At 68.1% G+C, this 14,606-nt stretch carries 14 protein-coding genes; 4 read left to right on the top strand and 10 right to left on the bottom strand.

What is annotated here, in order from left to right; genetic code table 11:
• Positions 1 to 290: 290 nt before the first annotated feature.
• On the top strand, positions 291 to 1,628 hold the full coding sequence (locus C5C07_RS07535) for a permease (RefSeq protein ID WP_115804814.1): 1,338 nt from the start codon (positions 291 to 293) through the stop codon (positions 1,626 to 1,628).
• An 81-nt stretch (positions 1,629 to 1,709) separates the two neighbouring features.
• Here C5C07_RS07535 and C5C07_RS07530 read toward each other — a convergent pair whose 3' ends face one another.
• From C5C07_RS07530 to mvaD, 7 genes are all read right to left on the bottom strand, one after another.
• A complete protein-coding gene (locus C5C07_RS07530) occupies positions 1,710 to 2,012 on the bottom strand; it encodes a non-histone chromosomal MC1 family protein (RefSeq protein ID WP_049968431.1) in 303 nt (100 codons plus the stop codon).
• Between the two features lie 96 nt (positions 2,013 to 2,108).
• Entirely contained in the window at positions 2,109 to 3,089 is a 981-nt protein-coding gene (locus C5C07_RS07525; RefSeq protein ID WP_115804813.1) for a phosphotransferase family protein, read from the bottom strand.
• A 71-nt stretch (positions 3,090 to 3,160) separates the two neighbouring features.
• Positions 3,161 to 3,859 carry an HAD family hydrolase gene (locus C5C07_RS07520; protein WP_004977096.1) on the bottom strand — a complete coding sequence of 233 codons (699 nt, stop codon included), beginning with the start codon at positions 3,857 to 3,859 and terminating at the stop codon, positions 3,161 to 3,163.
• A 120-nt stretch (positions 3,860 to 3,979) separates the two neighbouring features.
• Positions 3,980 to 5,134 (bottom strand): acyl-CoA dehydrogenase family protein, encoded by a 1,155-nt coding sequence (locus C5C07_RS07515; protein WP_115804812.1) that lies wholly within the window; start codon positions 5,132 to 5,134, stop codon positions 3,980 to 3,982.
• A gap of 103 nt (positions 5,135 to 5,237) precedes the next feature.
• Entirely contained in the window at positions 5,238 to 6,977 is a 1,740-nt protein-coding gene (locus C5C07_RS07510; RefSeq protein ID WP_004977098.1) for a histidine kinase N-terminal 7TM domain-containing protein, read from the bottom strand.
• Between the two features lie 164 nt (positions 6,978 to 7,141).
• Complete coding sequence (locus tag C5C07_RS07505) at positions 7,142 to 8,275, bottom strand: NAD(P)/FAD-dependent oxidoreductase (RefSeq protein WP_049905214.1); 1,134 nt, start codon at positions 8,273 to 8,275, stop codon at positions 7,142 to 7,144.
• A 69-nt stretch (positions 8,276 to 8,344) separates the two neighbouring features.
• Positions 8,345 to 9,319, bottom strand: coding sequence for a phosphomevalonate decarboxylase MvaD (mvaD, locus tag C5C07_RS07500; RefSeq protein WP_004977100.1), 975 nt, complete (start codon positions 9,317 to 9,319; stop codon positions 8,345 to 8,347).
• 605 nt (positions 9,320 to 9,924) lie between these two features.
• Here mvaD and C5C07_RS07495 point away from each other — a divergent pair.
• Positions 9,925 to 10,389, top strand: coding sequence for an SRPBCC family protein (locus C5C07_RS07495; RefSeq protein ID WP_233510293.1), 465 nt, complete (start codon positions 9,925 to 9,927; stop codon positions 10,387 to 10,389).
• A 48-nt stretch (positions 10,390 to 10,437) separates the two neighbouring features.
• Here C5C07_RS07495 and C5C07_RS07490 read toward each other — a convergent pair whose 3' ends face one another.
• From C5C07_RS07490 to C5C07_RS07480, 3 genes are all read right to left on the bottom strand, one after another.
• Positions 10,438 to 11,091: a hypothetical protein gene (locus tag C5C07_RS07490; RefSeq protein WP_115804811.1), complete on the bottom strand. Its 654-nt coding sequence runs from the start codon at positions 11,089 to 11,091 to the stop codon at positions 10,438 to 10,440.
• A 94-nt stretch (positions 11,092 to 11,185) separates the two neighbouring features.
• Complete coding sequence (locus C5C07_RS07485) at positions 11,186 to 11,767, bottom strand: flavin reductase family protein (protein ID WP_004977103.1); 582 nt, start codon at positions 11,765 to 11,767, stop codon at positions 11,186 to 11,188.
• A gap of 176 nt (positions 11,768 to 11,943) precedes the next feature.
• Positions 11,944 to 12,375 carry a DoxX family protein gene (locus C5C07_RS07480; protein ID WP_004977104.1) on the bottom strand — a complete coding sequence of 144 codons (432 nt, stop codon included), beginning with the start codon at positions 12,373 to 12,375 and terminating at the stop codon, positions 11,944 to 11,946.
• A 370-nt stretch (positions 12,376 to 12,745) separates the two neighbouring features.
• On the opposite strand from C5C07_RS07480, the gene C5C07_RS07475 reads away from it, so the two are divergent.
• Positions 12,746 to 13,423, top strand: a complete 678-nt coding sequence (locus tag C5C07_RS07475) for a winged helix-turn-helix domain-containing protein (protein ID WP_050459030.1) — start codon at positions 12,746 to 12,748, stop codon at positions 13,421 to 13,423.
• Positions 13,424 to 13,461: 38 nt separating this feature from the next.
• Positions 13,462 to 14,262, top strand: coding sequence for a DUF429 domain-containing protein (locus C5C07_RS07470; protein ID WP_115804810.1), 801 nt, complete (start codon positions 13,462 to 13,464; stop codon positions 14,260 to 14,262).
• The last annotated feature ends 344 nt before the right edge of the window (positions 14,263 to 14,606 follow it).

Below are 14,606 nucleotides of genomic sequence, written 5' to 3'. Positions count from 1 at the left end.
GATTTTGCGAGGAACTTGGTGACGAGCGGAATCTGGGCCGAAGGAGTTGAACCAAGGAGCGAAGGGAGTGAGCGACTGCGGTTCACAATCTTCTGGGTCAAGAGAATCGCCCGCCGTCGCACGCATCACGCACCTTCCGAGCAGTCGTCGGAGTCGTCGCACCGGCGCTCGGCTTTCCGCTCCAAAATCGACGGCGGACTCGACTTCACAACCCAAACTCGCGCCGCGCCGAAACCCCGATTCTCCTAGGCACAATCCAGTTAGGTACGGCTCCCCTCATATCCGACCACATGGACCGGACCGAATACGCGATACTCACGGTCATCGCACTCGCGACGGTCGGCATCGGCGTGTTCACGACCACGGAGCCGCTGGGGACGTTCCTCGTCGAGAGCGCCCGAGAGGCGCTTTCGACGACCGCGGCCATGGCGTGGGTGACGTGGTGGGCGCTCGTCGTCGGCTTCGCAATCGCCGGCGGCGTGGAGGCGTGGACCTCGGGCGAGGAGGTCTCGGAGCTTCTGGAGGGCCACGGTCCGAGAGAAATCGGCTACGGCTCGCTGTTCGGCTTCGTCTCCTCGTCGTGTTCCTACAGCGCCATCGCCACCGCGAAGAACCTGTTCAAGAAGGGCGGGTCGGCGGCGGCGACCCTCGGCGCGTTCATGTTCGCCTCGACCAACCTCGTCATCGAAATCGGCGCGGTCATCTGGATTCTGCTCGGCTGGCAGTTCCTCGTGGCCGACATCCTCGGCGGGTTCATCCTCATCGGGCTGATGGCGTTCGGCTTCGTCTACCTCGTGCCCGACGAGGTGGTCGAACAGGCCCGACAGAACGTCCAAGACGAGGGTTCGGAGACCGTCCGCGACCCGGTCTGCGGGATGGAAGTCGACCCCGACGAGACCGAGTACTCGGTCGAACACGACGGGCGGACGTTCTACTTCTGCTCGAAGTCGTGCAAGGAGAGCTTCGACCCCGAGGAGGCCAACACGACGGTCCGCGAACAGGCGACGTCGCTGTCGGGGTGGAAGGCGCTCGCCGACAAGCAGTGGAAGGAGTGGGGGATGCTCTGGGACGAAATCGCCATCGGGTTCGTCTTCGCCGGCCTCATCGCCGGGTTCATCCCCGAGTCGGTGTGGACCTCGGTGTTCTCGGGACCGACGTTCGGCGTTCCCGTGTACGTGTTTTGGACCGCGGTCCTCGGGGCCGTCATCGGCGTCGCCACCTTCGTCTGCTCGGTGGGGAACGTCCCGTTCGGGGCGGTCCTGTTCTCGAACGGCCTGCCGTTCGGGAGCGTCCTGAGCTACATCTACGCGGACCTCATCGTCCCGCCCATCATGGACGCCTACCGCGAGTACTACGGGACGAAGTTCGCGGCGATTCTCTCGGGGATGATATTCGTTTCGGCGGTCCTGACGGGCGTGGTCGTCCACTTCGTCTTCCTCGGCGCGGGGCTCACCCCGTCGCCTGAGAGCGTCCAAATCGCCGAAGTGAGCATCGAGGCGGACTACAAACTCGCGTTGAACGTGTTCGCCACCGGCCTGTTCGGCGTCCTCTACTGGCTCCACCGCTCGGAGTCGGTCGGCGACGAGGGCCGCGGCGGCCACGGTGAGGCGGCGAACGCCGGCGGCTGAGCCGCCGACTCGACACGTAACCCACGAACCGCAAAAAACGAAGTCGGGGTTCTCCAGACCGGCCGAATCCCCGGTTAACGTCTATCGGTGCTCGATACCCTGCTTCGAGACGTTCGCTCGGGTGACGTAGTCGTCCATCCACTCGGGGTCGTCGTCGCCTTTCTCCTCGGTCCACGCCCACCCCTCGTAGACGTGGACCCGGTCGGTCCCGCGCTCGCGGAGCCTGAGCGTCGCTTTCCCGTCGATGTCGTCGGGACTCGGGGCGGGGTGGAGCCGCCGAGCGGCCTTCAGCGCCGCCTGCCGGGGATACGTTCCGCTGAACACGCTCGTCTCCTCGCCGTCTTCGACGAGGACGAAGTTTCGCTTGCCGTCTTCTCGTACCATGCTTGTCCCTACCACGCACTCCGAATTAGTAGTTCGTGTCGCCGCGGGGCGCGGCACGCCTTCGAATGGAGCCGACGGCACCGACTCCGAGCGGGGTTACAACAGCGCGTCGAGCCGAGTCAGGTGGAAGTCGACCGCCGCCGTCCCGGTTCGCTCGGGATAGCCGGGACGGGTGACTTCTCCCGTCGAATCGACCGCCGAGTGGACGACAGCGGCGACCTGATAGGCGCGTGGTACCGACGGGAGCGGCCGGACCGACTCGTAGCCCGCGCGGAACGCCCGGCGGAGCGGCGCGCCGTCTTCGACGTACCAGTCGGCGACGAGGTGTTCGACCTTGGCGACGGCGAGGCCCGGCGCGGCGGCCATCGGCTGTCCCCAGTCGAGGACGGCGGTCACGCGGCCGTCGGCGACGAGCGCGTTCCCCGGCCGGAAGTCCCACGGGTAGAGGTTCGACGGCGGGTTCGCGGGGAGCGAGGCGGCCGCGGCGACCTCCTCCAGCCGGCTTCGAACCCCGTCGAACGCCGGCGAGAGCGCCGCGATTCCTTCCCGGACGTAGGCGGAGAACCACGCCTCCCAGTCGGCGTCGGCGGCGCTCACGGCGTCGAATCCGCGGTCGGTCAGCGAGTCGGAAGCATCGCCGCCGTCGGCCCGCGGCCTCCCGGGTGCCGACCGTCCGAGCCGACCGTACCCTCCGAAAGAGAACGCTTCGTGAAGCTGGCCGAGGCCGACGCCGAACGACCGTGCCACGCGGCGTTGGGTCGCCGAATCGAGCGAGACGAACCGCTCGTGGAGTTCGTCGCCGGCGGCGCGCGCTGCGACGACGTACCCGAACCCGTCGACTGCGCCCGACGCGAGGACGCGGGGGACCGGAATCGTCGTGCGCTCGCGGACCGCCCGGGAGAGGGCGGCTTCGAGGGTCAGCGCCGCGGCGTCGGCCGCCGTCTGGACGACGACCTCGCCGCCGTCGGCGAACGTCGCGACCGCGGTCCGCTTGTGGTTTCCGTTCGGGACGCGTGCGGTCGTCGCGACGCGTCGCTCGGGGAACTCGCGGGCGAGCACGGTTGCGACGGGGTCCATGGAGCCACTCTAGGGGCGACGCGAACAAAGGTGCAGCGGACGGCTCCCGCGCGGCCGACCGTAGGAGGTCGTCACGGTCCGCCGTCGAGAATCGCCGAGAACTCGGAGAGCGACCGGAGGACGTACGCCGGGGCGTACGACTCGGCGTCGGGACCGGCCGCGTCAGCGACCTCCGCCTCGACCGGACACCACGCGGCGTCGAGGCCGGCGCGGTGGGCACCGTCTACGTCGAACTCCAGCGAGTCGCCGACGTGGAGGCTCGCGTCCGCCTCGGCGTCGAGGGCGTCGAGCGCCCGGTCGAACGGGTCTGGGTGAGGCTTTCGCCGCGGCATGTCGCCCGCGAAGACGACCGCGTCGAACGCGTCGGCGATGCCAAGCGCGTCGAGCTTGACGGACTGCCGCCGCTCGGGGCCGTTGGTGACGAGACCGACCCGCGCGTGGTCCCGGGCGGCGGCGAGCGCCCCCTCGGCACCCGGTCGGAACGAGACGGCCGAGTAGTCGACCGTCTGGACGAACCCGCGGGCGAGCGCCCGAACGTCGACTCCCTCGCGGTCGTGCTTCGCGGCGACGCGCTCGAAGCCGTCGGCGAGGTAGGCCTCGTGGTCGTCGTGGTCCGGCGGGCCGTCGAGCGCGGTCCAGAGGTCCGACGGCTCGCCGAAGCGGTCGATGCCGGCGGCGTCGAACGCGCCGGCGTAGATGGTCTCGCCGCTCTGGTCGTTCGTACAGAGCGTGTTGTCGAGGTCGAAGAGAATCGCGTCGAACGGTGCCACACGCTCCCTTGGCGCGGCGGCGATAAAACTTCGTCCACGAGCGACGCCGTCCGCGGCGACGACGAGTCGGGGCGGTCGGCGGAGGGAGACGACGGGTCGATAGCTTGCCGCCAGCGGGCCTCAGAAGCCCTTACCGAGCAGCTCGCGGGCGATGATGTTCTTCTGAATCTCCGTGGTCCCCTCGTAAATCTGCGTGATTTTCGCGTCGCGGTAGAGCCGTTCGACGTCGTGGTCGTTGACGAAGCCGGCCCCGCCGTGAATCTGGACGGCCTCGTCGGCCACGTCGGTGGCGACGTTCGAGGCGAACTCCTTGGCCATCGACGCGAGCGCGGTCAGTTGGCCCTCGTCGTTGTCGACGCTCCACGCCGACTTGTAGGTCAACTGCCGGGCGGCCTCGGTCGCGGTGTGCATCTCCGCGAGCTTGTGTTGAATCGCCTGAAAGTCGCCGATGGGGCGGCCGAACTGCTCGCGCTCTTTGGCGTAGTCGAGCGCCCGCTCGCAGGCCCCCTTCGCGATGCCGACCGCCTGCGCGGCCACCGCGGTCCGCGTCTCGTCGAAAAACTGCATGAGCTGGAGGAAGCCCATTCCCTCGGTGCCGACGAGGTTCTCCTCGGGCACGCGCACGTCGTCGAAGACGAGTTCGGCCGTGTCGCTGGCGCGGATACCCATCTTCCCCGTTATCTTGTCGGCGGAGAAGCCGTCGCGGTCGGCCTCGACGATGAGCTGTGAGAAGCCCGCGTAGCGGTCGTCCGCGTCGGGGTCGGTCTGGCACATGACGACGAAGTAGTCGCCGACGCTCCCGTTCGTTATCCACATCTTGGTGCCGTTTATCACCCACTCGTCGCCGTCCTTCTCGGCGCGGGTGCGAACCGAGGTCACGTCTGAGCCCGCCTGCGGTTCGCTGATGGCCGCGCCCATGACGGACTCGCCCTCCGTAATCGGCGGCAGGAAGCGCTCTTTCTGGTCGTCGGTGCCGAAGCTGATGATGGCCTCCGCGCCGAACCCGGCGCTCGTGATGCAGAGCCCGATACCGGGGTCGACCGCGAACAGTTCCTCTGTGACGAGGGCGTTCTCCAGCGAGGAGTAGCCGACGCCGCCGTACTCGACGGGGAAGTGCGCCCCCGTTAGTCCCATCTCCGACGCCTTGCGGACGACCTCCGCGGGATACGTCTCCGCCTCGTCGTACTCGCCCGCGACCGGTGCGACCTCGTTTTCGGCGAACCGCCGGACCTCCTCGCGGATGGCCCGCTGTTCGTCAGAGAGCGAATAGTCCATGATTGATAATCACATACATGGCCGATAACAGTTGTCACACAGCGGGAAACGTGCGGCGAGTTGATTCGACGGACGTGGCGTCGGCCGCGCCCGGGGGGCTCAGTCAGTCGACCGAGTCGGGTCGGTCCGCGGCCTCGACGGCCGCGAGCGGGAGTTCGATGACGAATACGCTCCCCCGGGGTTCGTTGTCCTCGATATGCACGGTGCCGCCGAAGTTGGTGACGATTGTCTCGACGAGGTACAGTCCCGTTCCGGTGCCGGGGCTCTCTAACCCTTTCGCGCCCTTCCCGAAGACGACCGACTTTTGTTCGTCGGAGATTCCGGGGCCGTCGTCGGCGATGCGGACGGTGACGCGCCCGTCGTCCGCCGCCGCCGAGACGGCGACCGACGGCTCGTCGCGGTCGCTGTGGACGACCGCGTTCTTCAGGACGTTCACGAACACGGAGTCGAGCAGGTCGTTGGCGGACACCGTCGCGGACGGGAGGTCGGCGACCGCGAACGTCGCGTTCGGGTGCCCCTCGCGAACGTCTTCGACGGCCTCCCGGAGCGTGGCGCCGACGTCGAGGTGACGACGGCGCTCGTCGTCGTTCGTCGCGCGCATCAGCTGTCCGAGCACGTCGGTGAGGTCGACGGTGTTGAGCGCCCGCCGGAGCGCGGTCTCCAACTGCGACCGCGCCTCGTCGGACAGCGGCTCGTGTTCGAGGACGATGTCGATGTACGCCGTCACGAGCTGCATGTCGTTTCGGATGTCGTGGCGGACGATTCGGTTCAGCACCTCCAGTTCGTCGTTTCTCGACTCCAGGGCGAGTTCGTAGTGCTTCCGGGGCGTCACGTCCCGGACCGAGACCACCCACCCGAGGGGGTCGCCGGCGCGGTCGAGCGGGATGCGCGTCAGTTCGACGTAGCGCTCGCCCTCGACGAGCACGTCGCACGACGAGTGCTCGCCGTCGAGGTCGTCGTCGAGGTCGCCGTAGTTCGGGAGGGCCTCGCTCGCCGGACGACCGAGGAGGGGGTCGCCGGTTCCCAACAGCGGCCGGACGTGGTCGTTGACGTGGACGACGACCCCGTCGGCGTCGAGGACGACGAGGCCGTCAGCCGAGTGCGCGCCGGCGGTCGCGTAGGCGAGCGGGAGGATGTCGAGGAGCTTGTAGCGGTAGACGGCGATGCCGAACGTCACCGAGGGGACCGCGAGCGAGGCGGGGATGAGGTTGACGCCCCCGGCGAGCGGCGGGGTGTGGGTGAGTTCGAGCGCGGCGACGACCGACGGAACGAGCATCCCGACGATGAGGAGCGTCGCCTGCGTCCGGTAGGGGCGGTCGAGTTCGAGCGCGTACTGACCGATGATGCCGAGTCCGAGAAACAGCAGGACGAACCCGTAGACGAGGCCGAACACGCTCACCGGGCCGTCGGCGACGGAGAGTACGGCCACGCCGTCGACGGTCGACAGCTCCCAGCCGGTGTAACCCAGTTCCAGCGGGTTGACAAAGAGGACGGCGAGGAACACCGCGGGAACGACGTACAGCGACGCCACCACGTGGCGGTCGAGCAGCTCCCGGCGGTCGGTGTACGCGAGGGCGAAGACGAAGAACGTCGGCGCGGCCGTCATCGCCCCGACGTGGAGGAGCTTGTACGCCAGCAGTTTCGCGCCGGGGTCGACGAGGAACAGCTTGACCGCCGTCGTCGCGGTCCAGAAGGCGACGGCGGCCGTCAGCACGGCGAACGAGACGACGGTCGGGTTCCGCCCGCGGCGGCGGACGAACTGGACGGCGTAGGCGGAGAGGACGCCGGCGACCACCGCCGCGAAGACCATCGGGTAGGCGTAGGCGGTGTGCTGCCAGTTCATCGGGCGCCTCGCTCGTCAGTCACGGTTCGAGCGGTGCCCTCGGAGGCGTCGTCTCGGAGATGGTGCCCGGCATCGTTGACTATGGACGGCGATACTCCGCCATCGGATAAAGAACTTCTCAGGGGAACCGCCGGACTGCGGGAGCGCTTCCACCGGGGGCGGCGTCAGGCGTGCAGTTCCTCGTCGACGAGGTCGACCGCCCGCGAAATCGCGCCGACCGAGGTGAGATGACCGGCTCCGACGGTGGCTTTCATCGCCTTCGCGGCCTTCCCGCGGAAGATGCTCGGGCCGACCTGCGCGACCGCGCCGTCGCCGACCGAGACGATCCAGCCGGGCACTTCGAACCGGTAGGGGTCGGGCCGCGGCGCGAAGTCGTTCCCGTCGCCGTCGAGTTCGAATTCGACCTGCGCCGCGACGTTGCCGGCGACGGTTTTCGCCTCGCGGAGGGCCGCGGAGGCGCTCGCGGGGACCGGCTCGCCGTCGGCGTCGACCGCGCGGGCCGCGTCGCCGACGACGAACGTCCGCCGGTCGAGCCGGAGGTCGGCCCTGACGGGGGGTCGCTCGCCGCCCATCGCGTCGTCGCCGGCGATGCCGCCGGTCCAGACCAGGAGGTCGTAGTCGAGGTCGCCGGTGTCGGTCGCGACGGTCGCGTCCGTCACCGACTCGACGGTCGTCTCGGTCCGAATCTCGACGCCCCTGTCGAGGAGTTCGTCGCGGACCGCCCGCTGGAACGGCTCGGCGAACGACGGCGCGACGGCGTCCAGTTGCTCCACGAGGACGACGTCGGCGTGCGCGCCCTCCTCGTCGCGGAGCGCGGCGAGTTCGCCCGCGACCTGCACGCCCGACAGCCCCGCGCCGCCGACGACGACGGTCCCGCCCTCGTCGCAGTCGTCGAAGAACCGCTTGCGGATGGTTTCGGCGTCGGCGACGCGCTTCAGCGGGACCGAGTGGGCTTCGAGGCCGGGGATGCCGTAGTAGGCGGTCTCCGCGCCCAGACAGACCGCGCAGTAGTCGTAGTCGAGCGCGTCGCCCTCGGCGAGTTCGACGGTCCGCGCGTCGCGGTCGACGCCCGTCACGCGGTCGACGACGACCTCGGCGCGGTCGAGCGCCTCGTCGAGGGGGACCTGAATCGCGTCGGCGACCGCCGGCCGTCGAATCGCGCGGTGGACTTCGTGTTGGACGAGGTGGTGCGGGGAGTCGTTCACCACGGTCAGGTCGGCGTCGACGGGGAGTCGGCGTTCGAGGTCGCGGGCGAGCGTGAGGCCCGCGTACCCGGCACCGAGAACCAGGACACGCATGGCTGTCTCGTCGGGCGCGAGCAAAAAGAGGGTGACGGCGGTCGCGGTACGCGGCGGTCGGTCGGACGCTCAGAACAGCGCTTCGGACTCGTCGAGCACTTCGGCGGGGCCGCCGACGCCCCACACGTCGGTTTCGACGCCGCAGTCGGCGACGGCTTCCTCGACGCGGTCGACGTGTTCCTCGGTGGTGTTGACGTAGACGCTCGCGCCGGTGTCGGTCGAGAAGTAGACCGGCACGTCCTCTTCGTTCCGGAGCCTGCGGACGGCGTTGAAGACGGCGATGGTGCGCGGCTGCCAGTAGACCCAGCCGGCGGGCCCGGTCATCGTCGTCGCCGCGAGCGACAGCGAGTCGTGCTCGGCGAGTTCGAAGGCGGCGTCGAAGTCGGCGTCGTACAGCGCGTCGCGCATGTCGTCTATCTGGGCGTGGATGTGGGCCATCCGGGCCTGGAACATGTGGCTGTCGGCGGCCTCGGCGTGGGCCTGCTCGGTCTCCTTGTAGGCGGGGACGTGCGCGGCGACGATGCGCAGGTCGTCTTCGAGGTCGGTCTCGATGCGCTCGGAGCGGCAGTCGGTGTCGTTCATCCCCGAGTAGAGGTGCGAGACCGCGCCCGTGACGGCGCGGGCGGCGGACGCCGACCCGCGGCGGGCGATGGTCGAGACTTCGGGATGCGTCATGTCGAGGTCGGCCGCCTCGGCGAGCGCCATCGCGGCCGCGGCGAACCCGGACGCCGACGAACCGAACCCGATGTTCGAGGGGAAGGAGTTCTCGCTTTCGAGGCGGACGCGGTGGTCGAAGTCGGCCAGCTCGCGGACCCGGTCGACGACGGCGCGGATGCGCTCCGCGCCCCGGCCCTCGACTTCCTCGCCGCCGATGACGTAGACGTCTTCGTCGGCGTCGGGGAGGAATTCGACGGTCGTCTTCGTGTGGCTCGGGGCCGTGCAGACGCTGATGCTGTCGTGGTACGGCATCCGTCGCTCCGTGTCTCGCATCCCGTGATACTTCACGAGGCCCTGAATCGGGTGGGCCTTGGCGGTGGCCTTCATGTTCGAACGCCCGTCGGACTCGGGGTTAAACGTCCCGATAGGTGTCGACACCGGCGGGTAACGGGTACAGTCGGTCGGAAATCGAGTGCGCGCCGGCGGGACGGCCGGCGCGGGTCGGTCGCAACGGTGCGCAGGAAGGACGCACGTTCTCCCTCTCCAGCGGGAGGCGGTCGAGTTCGATACGGTGGGTCGCTCGTTCGGTTACTTGGGTAGTCGTATCGTGTTGGCTGTCTCGTGATTGATTCGCTGGGTTCGGTTCGATTGGTTGGCTGGTTAGTCGAGTTCGATGCGGGCGGTTCGTTACGATGCGGGCGGTTCGTTACGATTCGATTGGTTGGCTGGTCGTTCGAGTTCGGTGCGGGTGGTTCGTTGCTGTTCGTCGTCGTGCGATTGGTTCTGCCCGGCTATTCTGTGGACTCGGATTCGTGTCCTCGCTCCCAGACGTTCATGACGCTCTCGCCTGTGGGCGGTGTGTGGCTGACGTCTCGCATCGTCTTCGGGCGGTCACTTGTGTTGCTCATGTGTTGCCTTGGTAGTTGCTACCACGGTTCGTGGATAAAGATTTCGGCGATGTTATATTACGACTTATTAGCATACTAGGAGATATGAGGGGCGAGTCGAGCCGGACCCGAACGCGGGTGGAGCGCACGCCGGAGGGACGGCGACTGGCCGTCTCCCGACGGATTTCGGCTCCCGCGGACGCGGCGTGGGACGTGTTGGTGTCGGTCACCGACTGGCCCGACTGGGGGCCGAGCGTGTCGGCCGTCCGCGGCGTCGACGGACGCATCGAGGCGGGGAGTCGCGGCGAGGTCCGCGTCGCCGGCGTCTGGGTCCCGTTCAGCATCGAGACGTGCGACGACGAGTCCCGTCGGTGGACGTGGCGCGTGGCCGGGATTCCGGCGACGGGACACCGCGTGGAGTCGGTCGGGGCCGACCGCTGCGAGGTGGCGTTCGAAGTGCCGGTTCTCGCGGGGCCGTACGCCGCGGTCTGTGCGCTCGCGCTGCGCAGAATCGAGCGGCTCGCGAAGCGGCGGCTCACAGACGAGGCGAGCCGGGGCCGAAGTGAGTGAGTGAGTGAGGTGAGTCAGCGAGCCGAGGACGTATCTCAAAGCGACGGCTCAGAACGGGCCGAACAGCACGAACGCAGCCGCGACCGCCGCGATGACCACGGCCGCGACGAGGAGTGCGAGCGCGCGACCGGAGCCGGCGTCCTCGGCGGCGTCCGCCTCGGCCGCGGCGCGGGCTTCCTCGGCGTCGATCTCGTCGACGATGTCCTCGAACTCCGGTTCGTGCGGCTCGTGATACTCGTCGATGATAGCCTCGTCGAGGTCGGCGTCCTCGAGCGCTCCGACGAGGTCGGGAAGCGTCACGAGTTCGATGGGGGCTTCGACCTCGACGGGGTCGACGAGGAGCGCCCGGTCGCCGTTGTCGTCGGGCTCGTCGAGCTGTTCATCGTCCGCGAACGCGAGCGCGAGCGTCTCTTCGGCCCGCGCTTCGTCGCCGGTCGTCAGGAGCGTCCCGTCGATACCGCGGCCGTCGCAGCGCTCCGCGAACGCCTCGACGCTCCGGGCGTCGAACGCGGCCTCGACGTCTATCCAGACGACCTCGGTCGGCTGTGACTCGCCTTCGGGAGCCGCAAAGAGGAACGTCCGCTCGTCGCGGGCGGTCCGTTTCGTCCGCTCCCCACGGGCCGAGCGGACCCGCTCGACGACGGTCGCCGCGTCGTCGGTATCGAGAAACGAGAGCACACTCGACAACAACACGTCGCTCATTGTTCGGACAGACTTCGCATCCTGCGATAAACCTTCGCGCCCCATTATCAATTTATGATAACCGGCGGGTCGTCGGCGCAGCCTCGTCGGGACGTCAGTCGGGGCGGACGAGTTCGAACCGGTCGTCGGTCGTCGCGTACTCGTTGCCCGCGAGCCGGCCGACCGCGTCGAGTTTCCTCGTGTCGAGTTTGCCGTCGGTCAACACTTCGTCGGCGACGTGCGCGTGGACGACTTCGCCGAGGACGAGCGTCGAGGAGCCGACCTCCACGCTGTCGTAGAGGGTGCACTCGAAGGCGACTTTGGCGTCGGCGACGCGGGGAGCGTCGACCCGGACGGACTCGGCCTTCTCGATGCCGGCGTGTTCGAACTCGTCGACGCCGGGCGGGACCGTCGCGGCGGTCTCGTTCATCGCCTCGACGAGGTCTCGGGTGACGACGTTGACGACGAACTCGCCGCGGGAGATGGCGTTTCGCGGCGTGTCCTTCAGCGACGGGCCGCGGCCGACCGGCGCGAAGACGACGACCGGCGGGTCGACGCTGGCGACGGTGGAAAAACTGTACGGCGCGAGGTTGTCGGCGTCGTCGCCGCGGGTGCTCACCCACGCGATGGGGCGGGGGACCACCGCCCCCGAGAGCAGGCGGTACGGCGAGCCGAACTCGTCGGGCGCGCCGTCCATCAGCGACCCGCCTCCGCGGGCGGACGGGGTCGGCTATGCGGCGGGAGACGTGCGGGTGTCGAGTCCGGTATTGCGTCGGTCATGAATGGGTGTGTGGTGGGTTCGGACGCCGATGAATCTGTGGGGCCGCGGCGGGTCGGGAGGCTCGTCGTCGCGTGGGAGTCGCCTCGGCGCGGTTAGAACAGCGTCAGGCCGACGGCGTAGGACCACGTCGTCCCGCTGAGCGCGAGGAAGACGAGCGCGCCGCCGAGCATGACGACGTTCTTCAGGAAGCTCGTCATCTCGGACTCCTGTTGGTCCTCGGGAACCGCCCAGAAGTCGTGGAACACCGGCGTCCCGACGACGAGGAAGACGGCGACGGCACCGGCGGCGAGCGCGGGCAGGACGCCGAGGGCGATACCGAGACCGCCGAACACGAGCATCCCGCCGGAGACGACGACGCCGAGGCGAGCCGCCGGCAGGCCCTTCATCTCCGCGTAGCCGGTCATGTGGTCGAGGTTCAGGAAGTGGTTGAGTCCCATGAACGCGAGCACCGCGCCGAAGAGGACGCGCGCGAGGAGGAACGCGATGTCCGCGCCGGGAGCGGCGAACTGGAGCGCGACGCTCATCTCGGTACCTCCGTCGCGGCGGTGGTTCTGTGACGGTCCGTCGTCGGGTGTAGTACTATCATTACGTTACCTGGTACGAGACGGAACCGATATATGTGTTTGCTGACATACATGTCACCGGGTAACCGTGCAGGTATCCGGTTACGCCGGCGTCACTCCAAGTCGGTGATGTCCACGAAGAGTTCGGTCGTTCGGTGACTGAATCGGCACACTCCGGGCGAGTAAGTGGGAGCACGTTTCGTTCTCGGCCGATATATGGTACGTATATGGTAGTATTGTCCGACCCTCGAAAGATATACCCCGCTTGGCAGTGCATATCAGTACGGGACGTGTCAACCATGATGAAAACAACCAGCGGAGGGTCTCATTTATGACCGAGACGTGGGACTCCGCGGGGTACATCGCGAGTTCTCGGTATCGACTGGCCGTGTGTCGGTATCTCTCGGAGCACGGTTCGGGACTTCCGTCTCGAATCGCCGCGGAGACCGACCTCGCACAGCCGCACGTGTCTCGGGCGCTCTCCGAACTGCGGGAGCGGGGCATCGTCGAACTCTTGGTTCCGGAGTCACAGCAGAAGGGGCGACTCTACGGACTGACGGACCTCGGCGAACTCGCTTACGAGCGGGTCGCACTCGACCAGGAAGCAGACATTACCGTCGTCAACGACGGCGAATTCCCCGCGCCCGAACTGTCCTCGGAGCTACAGGAAGCGTACGGGGGCGCGCTCCGAGCAATCGCGTGGTGTGAGCCGATTCAGACGCGGATTCGCTTCTTCGAGCAGTCGCTCATCGAGCGCTACGACGAAGACACCGTCAAGACGCTCGTCGCGACGCTCACGAACGAGGAGGCCATCGACCAACCCCTCGAAGACCTGCCAATCGGAGGGCCGGAACTCGTCGCGTTCGCCATCGACGACGCGCTCATCGTCAGGGTGCCCCTCGAGGACGGCGTGAAACTGCTCGTCTCGCTCGACGCGACTGTCGACGTGACGCTCAACGAACTCCGCGATTCCTGCCGGCAGATGACGGCTACGGCCCTCGACTCCTAACTCCGACGCTTTTGTCTCCCAGCCCCGTACTGCAGGCCGTGCCACAGCGATGCTCCGTCGTCGGTGTCGACGGCTGTCGGTCGGGCTGGGTGTGCGCCGTCGCCGCCGCGGACGGCCTCTCCGTACGGATCGTCTCTGACTTCGCCGCCGTCTGGGACCTCGCCCGCGAGCGTGACGCCGAGCGGGTGCTCGTGGACATCCCTATCGGTCTTCCCGAGTCCGACCGCCGTGCGTGCGACCGCGAGGCCCGCGACCTGCTCGGCGCTCGGGCCGCCACCGTCTTCTTCGCGCCCGTCCGGGCCGTCCTCGACGCCGACTCCCACGAGGCGGCAAGCGCGGCGAACCGCGAGCGCACCGGGGCGGGGCTCTCGATTCAGGCGTGGCACCTCGTGCCCAAAATCCGCGAGGTAGACGCCGTTCTTCGGGAGACACAGCGCGCCCGACAGCGCGTGTTCGAATCCCATCCCGAACTCGCCTTTGCCGCCTTCGCCGGCGAACCGCTCTCGGAACCGAAGTCGACGCCCGAGGGGCGCGACCGTCGTCTCGACGCGCTCAGGACGGCGTTCGCCGGAGCCGGAGTCGGCGACGACGGTTCGAATGCCGGCGCGACGGACGCGCCGAAGTTCGACGCCGAGCGCGCCTACCGCGAGACGCTGGCCCGGACGCTCCGACGCGACGTGGCTCGCGACGACGTGCTCGACGCGCTCGCGCTCGCGGCCGCGGCCGCGGCCCGGCGACCGCTCGGGACGCTCCCGAGCGACCCGCCGCGGGACGCCGCCGGACTGGAGATGGCGATTCGCGTCCCGACGGGGGCTCTCGAGACGAATACAGAAGTTTGACAATCACTAGCATCTATCCGTAAAATCTTGAAACACACGAGTATATAGTCAACAATAGTGTTGGGTATTCTTCGGGGAGAAGATATTTATGCACGGTGTTCAATCGGATAGATGGCGCGGCCACTGTCGCCACCACGGAATACTCAGCCCAGCCCAATGCGTGATTCAGTGCCAGCACGCAGTCGGTCGCGCCTCCCGCTGCCTCTACGCGGGTTCGACGTCCCCGCCCCGGACTCGAACCCGACCGTTTCAACGCTCTGAGCGCCCGCCACGGTCGGTCTACCGCCCTGTTATCGCCCGGTTTCGGTCCTGTGTTCCGGCCCGAAGCTACATCTACAACCCAT

The organism is Haloferax sp. Atlit-4N (assembly GCF_003383025.1).
Lineage (GTDB): Archaea > Halobacteriota > Halobacteria > Halobacteriales > Haloferacaceae > Haloferax > Haloferax gibbonsii.
Note: the sequence above shows the minus strand (reverse complement) of the source record. Positions and strands in the feature narration are given on the sequence as shown.

What these genes read in the sequence shown, in the direction of transcription:
- C5C07_RS07535 (WP_115804814.1), top strand. Translation starts at nt 291, where the DNA reads ATGGACCGGACCGAATACGCGATACTCACGGTCATCGCACTCGCGACG.
- C5C07_RS07530 (WP_049968431.1), bottom strand. Translation starts at nt 2,012, where the DNA reads ATGGTACGAGAAGACGGCAAGCGAAACTTCGTCCTCGTCGAAGACGGC.
- C5C07_RS07525 (WP_115804813.1), bottom strand. Translation starts at nt 3,089, where the DNA reads ATGGACCCCGTCGCAACCGTGCTCGCCCGCGAGTTCCCCGAGCGACGC.
- C5C07_RS07515 (WP_115804812.1), bottom strand. Translation starts at nt 5,134, where the DNA reads ATGGACTATTCGCTCTCTGACGAACAGCGGGCCATCCGCGAGGAGGTC.
- C5C07_RS07510 (WP_004977098.1), bottom strand. Translation starts at nt 6,977, where the DNA reads ATGAACTGGCAGCACACCGCCTACGCCTACCCGATGGTCTTCGCGGCG.
- C5C07_RS07505 (WP_049905214.1), bottom strand. Translation starts at nt 8,275, where the DNA reads ATGCGTGTCCTGGTTCTCGGTGCCGGGTACGCGGGCCTCACGCTCGCC.
- mvaD (WP_004977100.1), bottom strand. Translation starts at nt 9,319, where the DNA reads ATGAAGGCCACCGCCAAGGCCCACCCGATTCAGGGCCTCGTGAAGTAT.
- C5C07_RS07495 (WP_233510293.1), top strand. Translation starts at nt 9,925, where the DNA reads ATGAGGGGCGAGTCGAGCCGGACCCGAACGCGGGTGGAGCGCACGCCG.
- C5C07_RS07490 (WP_115804811.1), bottom strand. Translation starts at nt 11,091, where the DNA reads ATGAGCGACGTGTTGTTGTCGAGTGTGCTCTCGTTTCTCGATACCGAC.
- C5C07_RS07485 (WP_004977103.1), bottom strand. Translation starts at nt 11,767, where the DNA reads ATGGACGGCGCGCCCGACGAGTTCGGCTCGCCGTACCGCCTGCTCTCG.
- C5C07_RS07480 (WP_004977104.1), bottom strand. Translation starts at nt 12,375, where the DNA reads ATGAGCGTCGCGCTCCAGTTCGCCGCTCCCGGCGCGGACATCGCGTTC.
- C5C07_RS07475 (WP_050459030.1), top strand. Translation starts at nt 12,746, where the DNA reads ATGACCGAGACGTGGGACTCCGCGGGGTACATCGCGAGTTCTCGGTAT.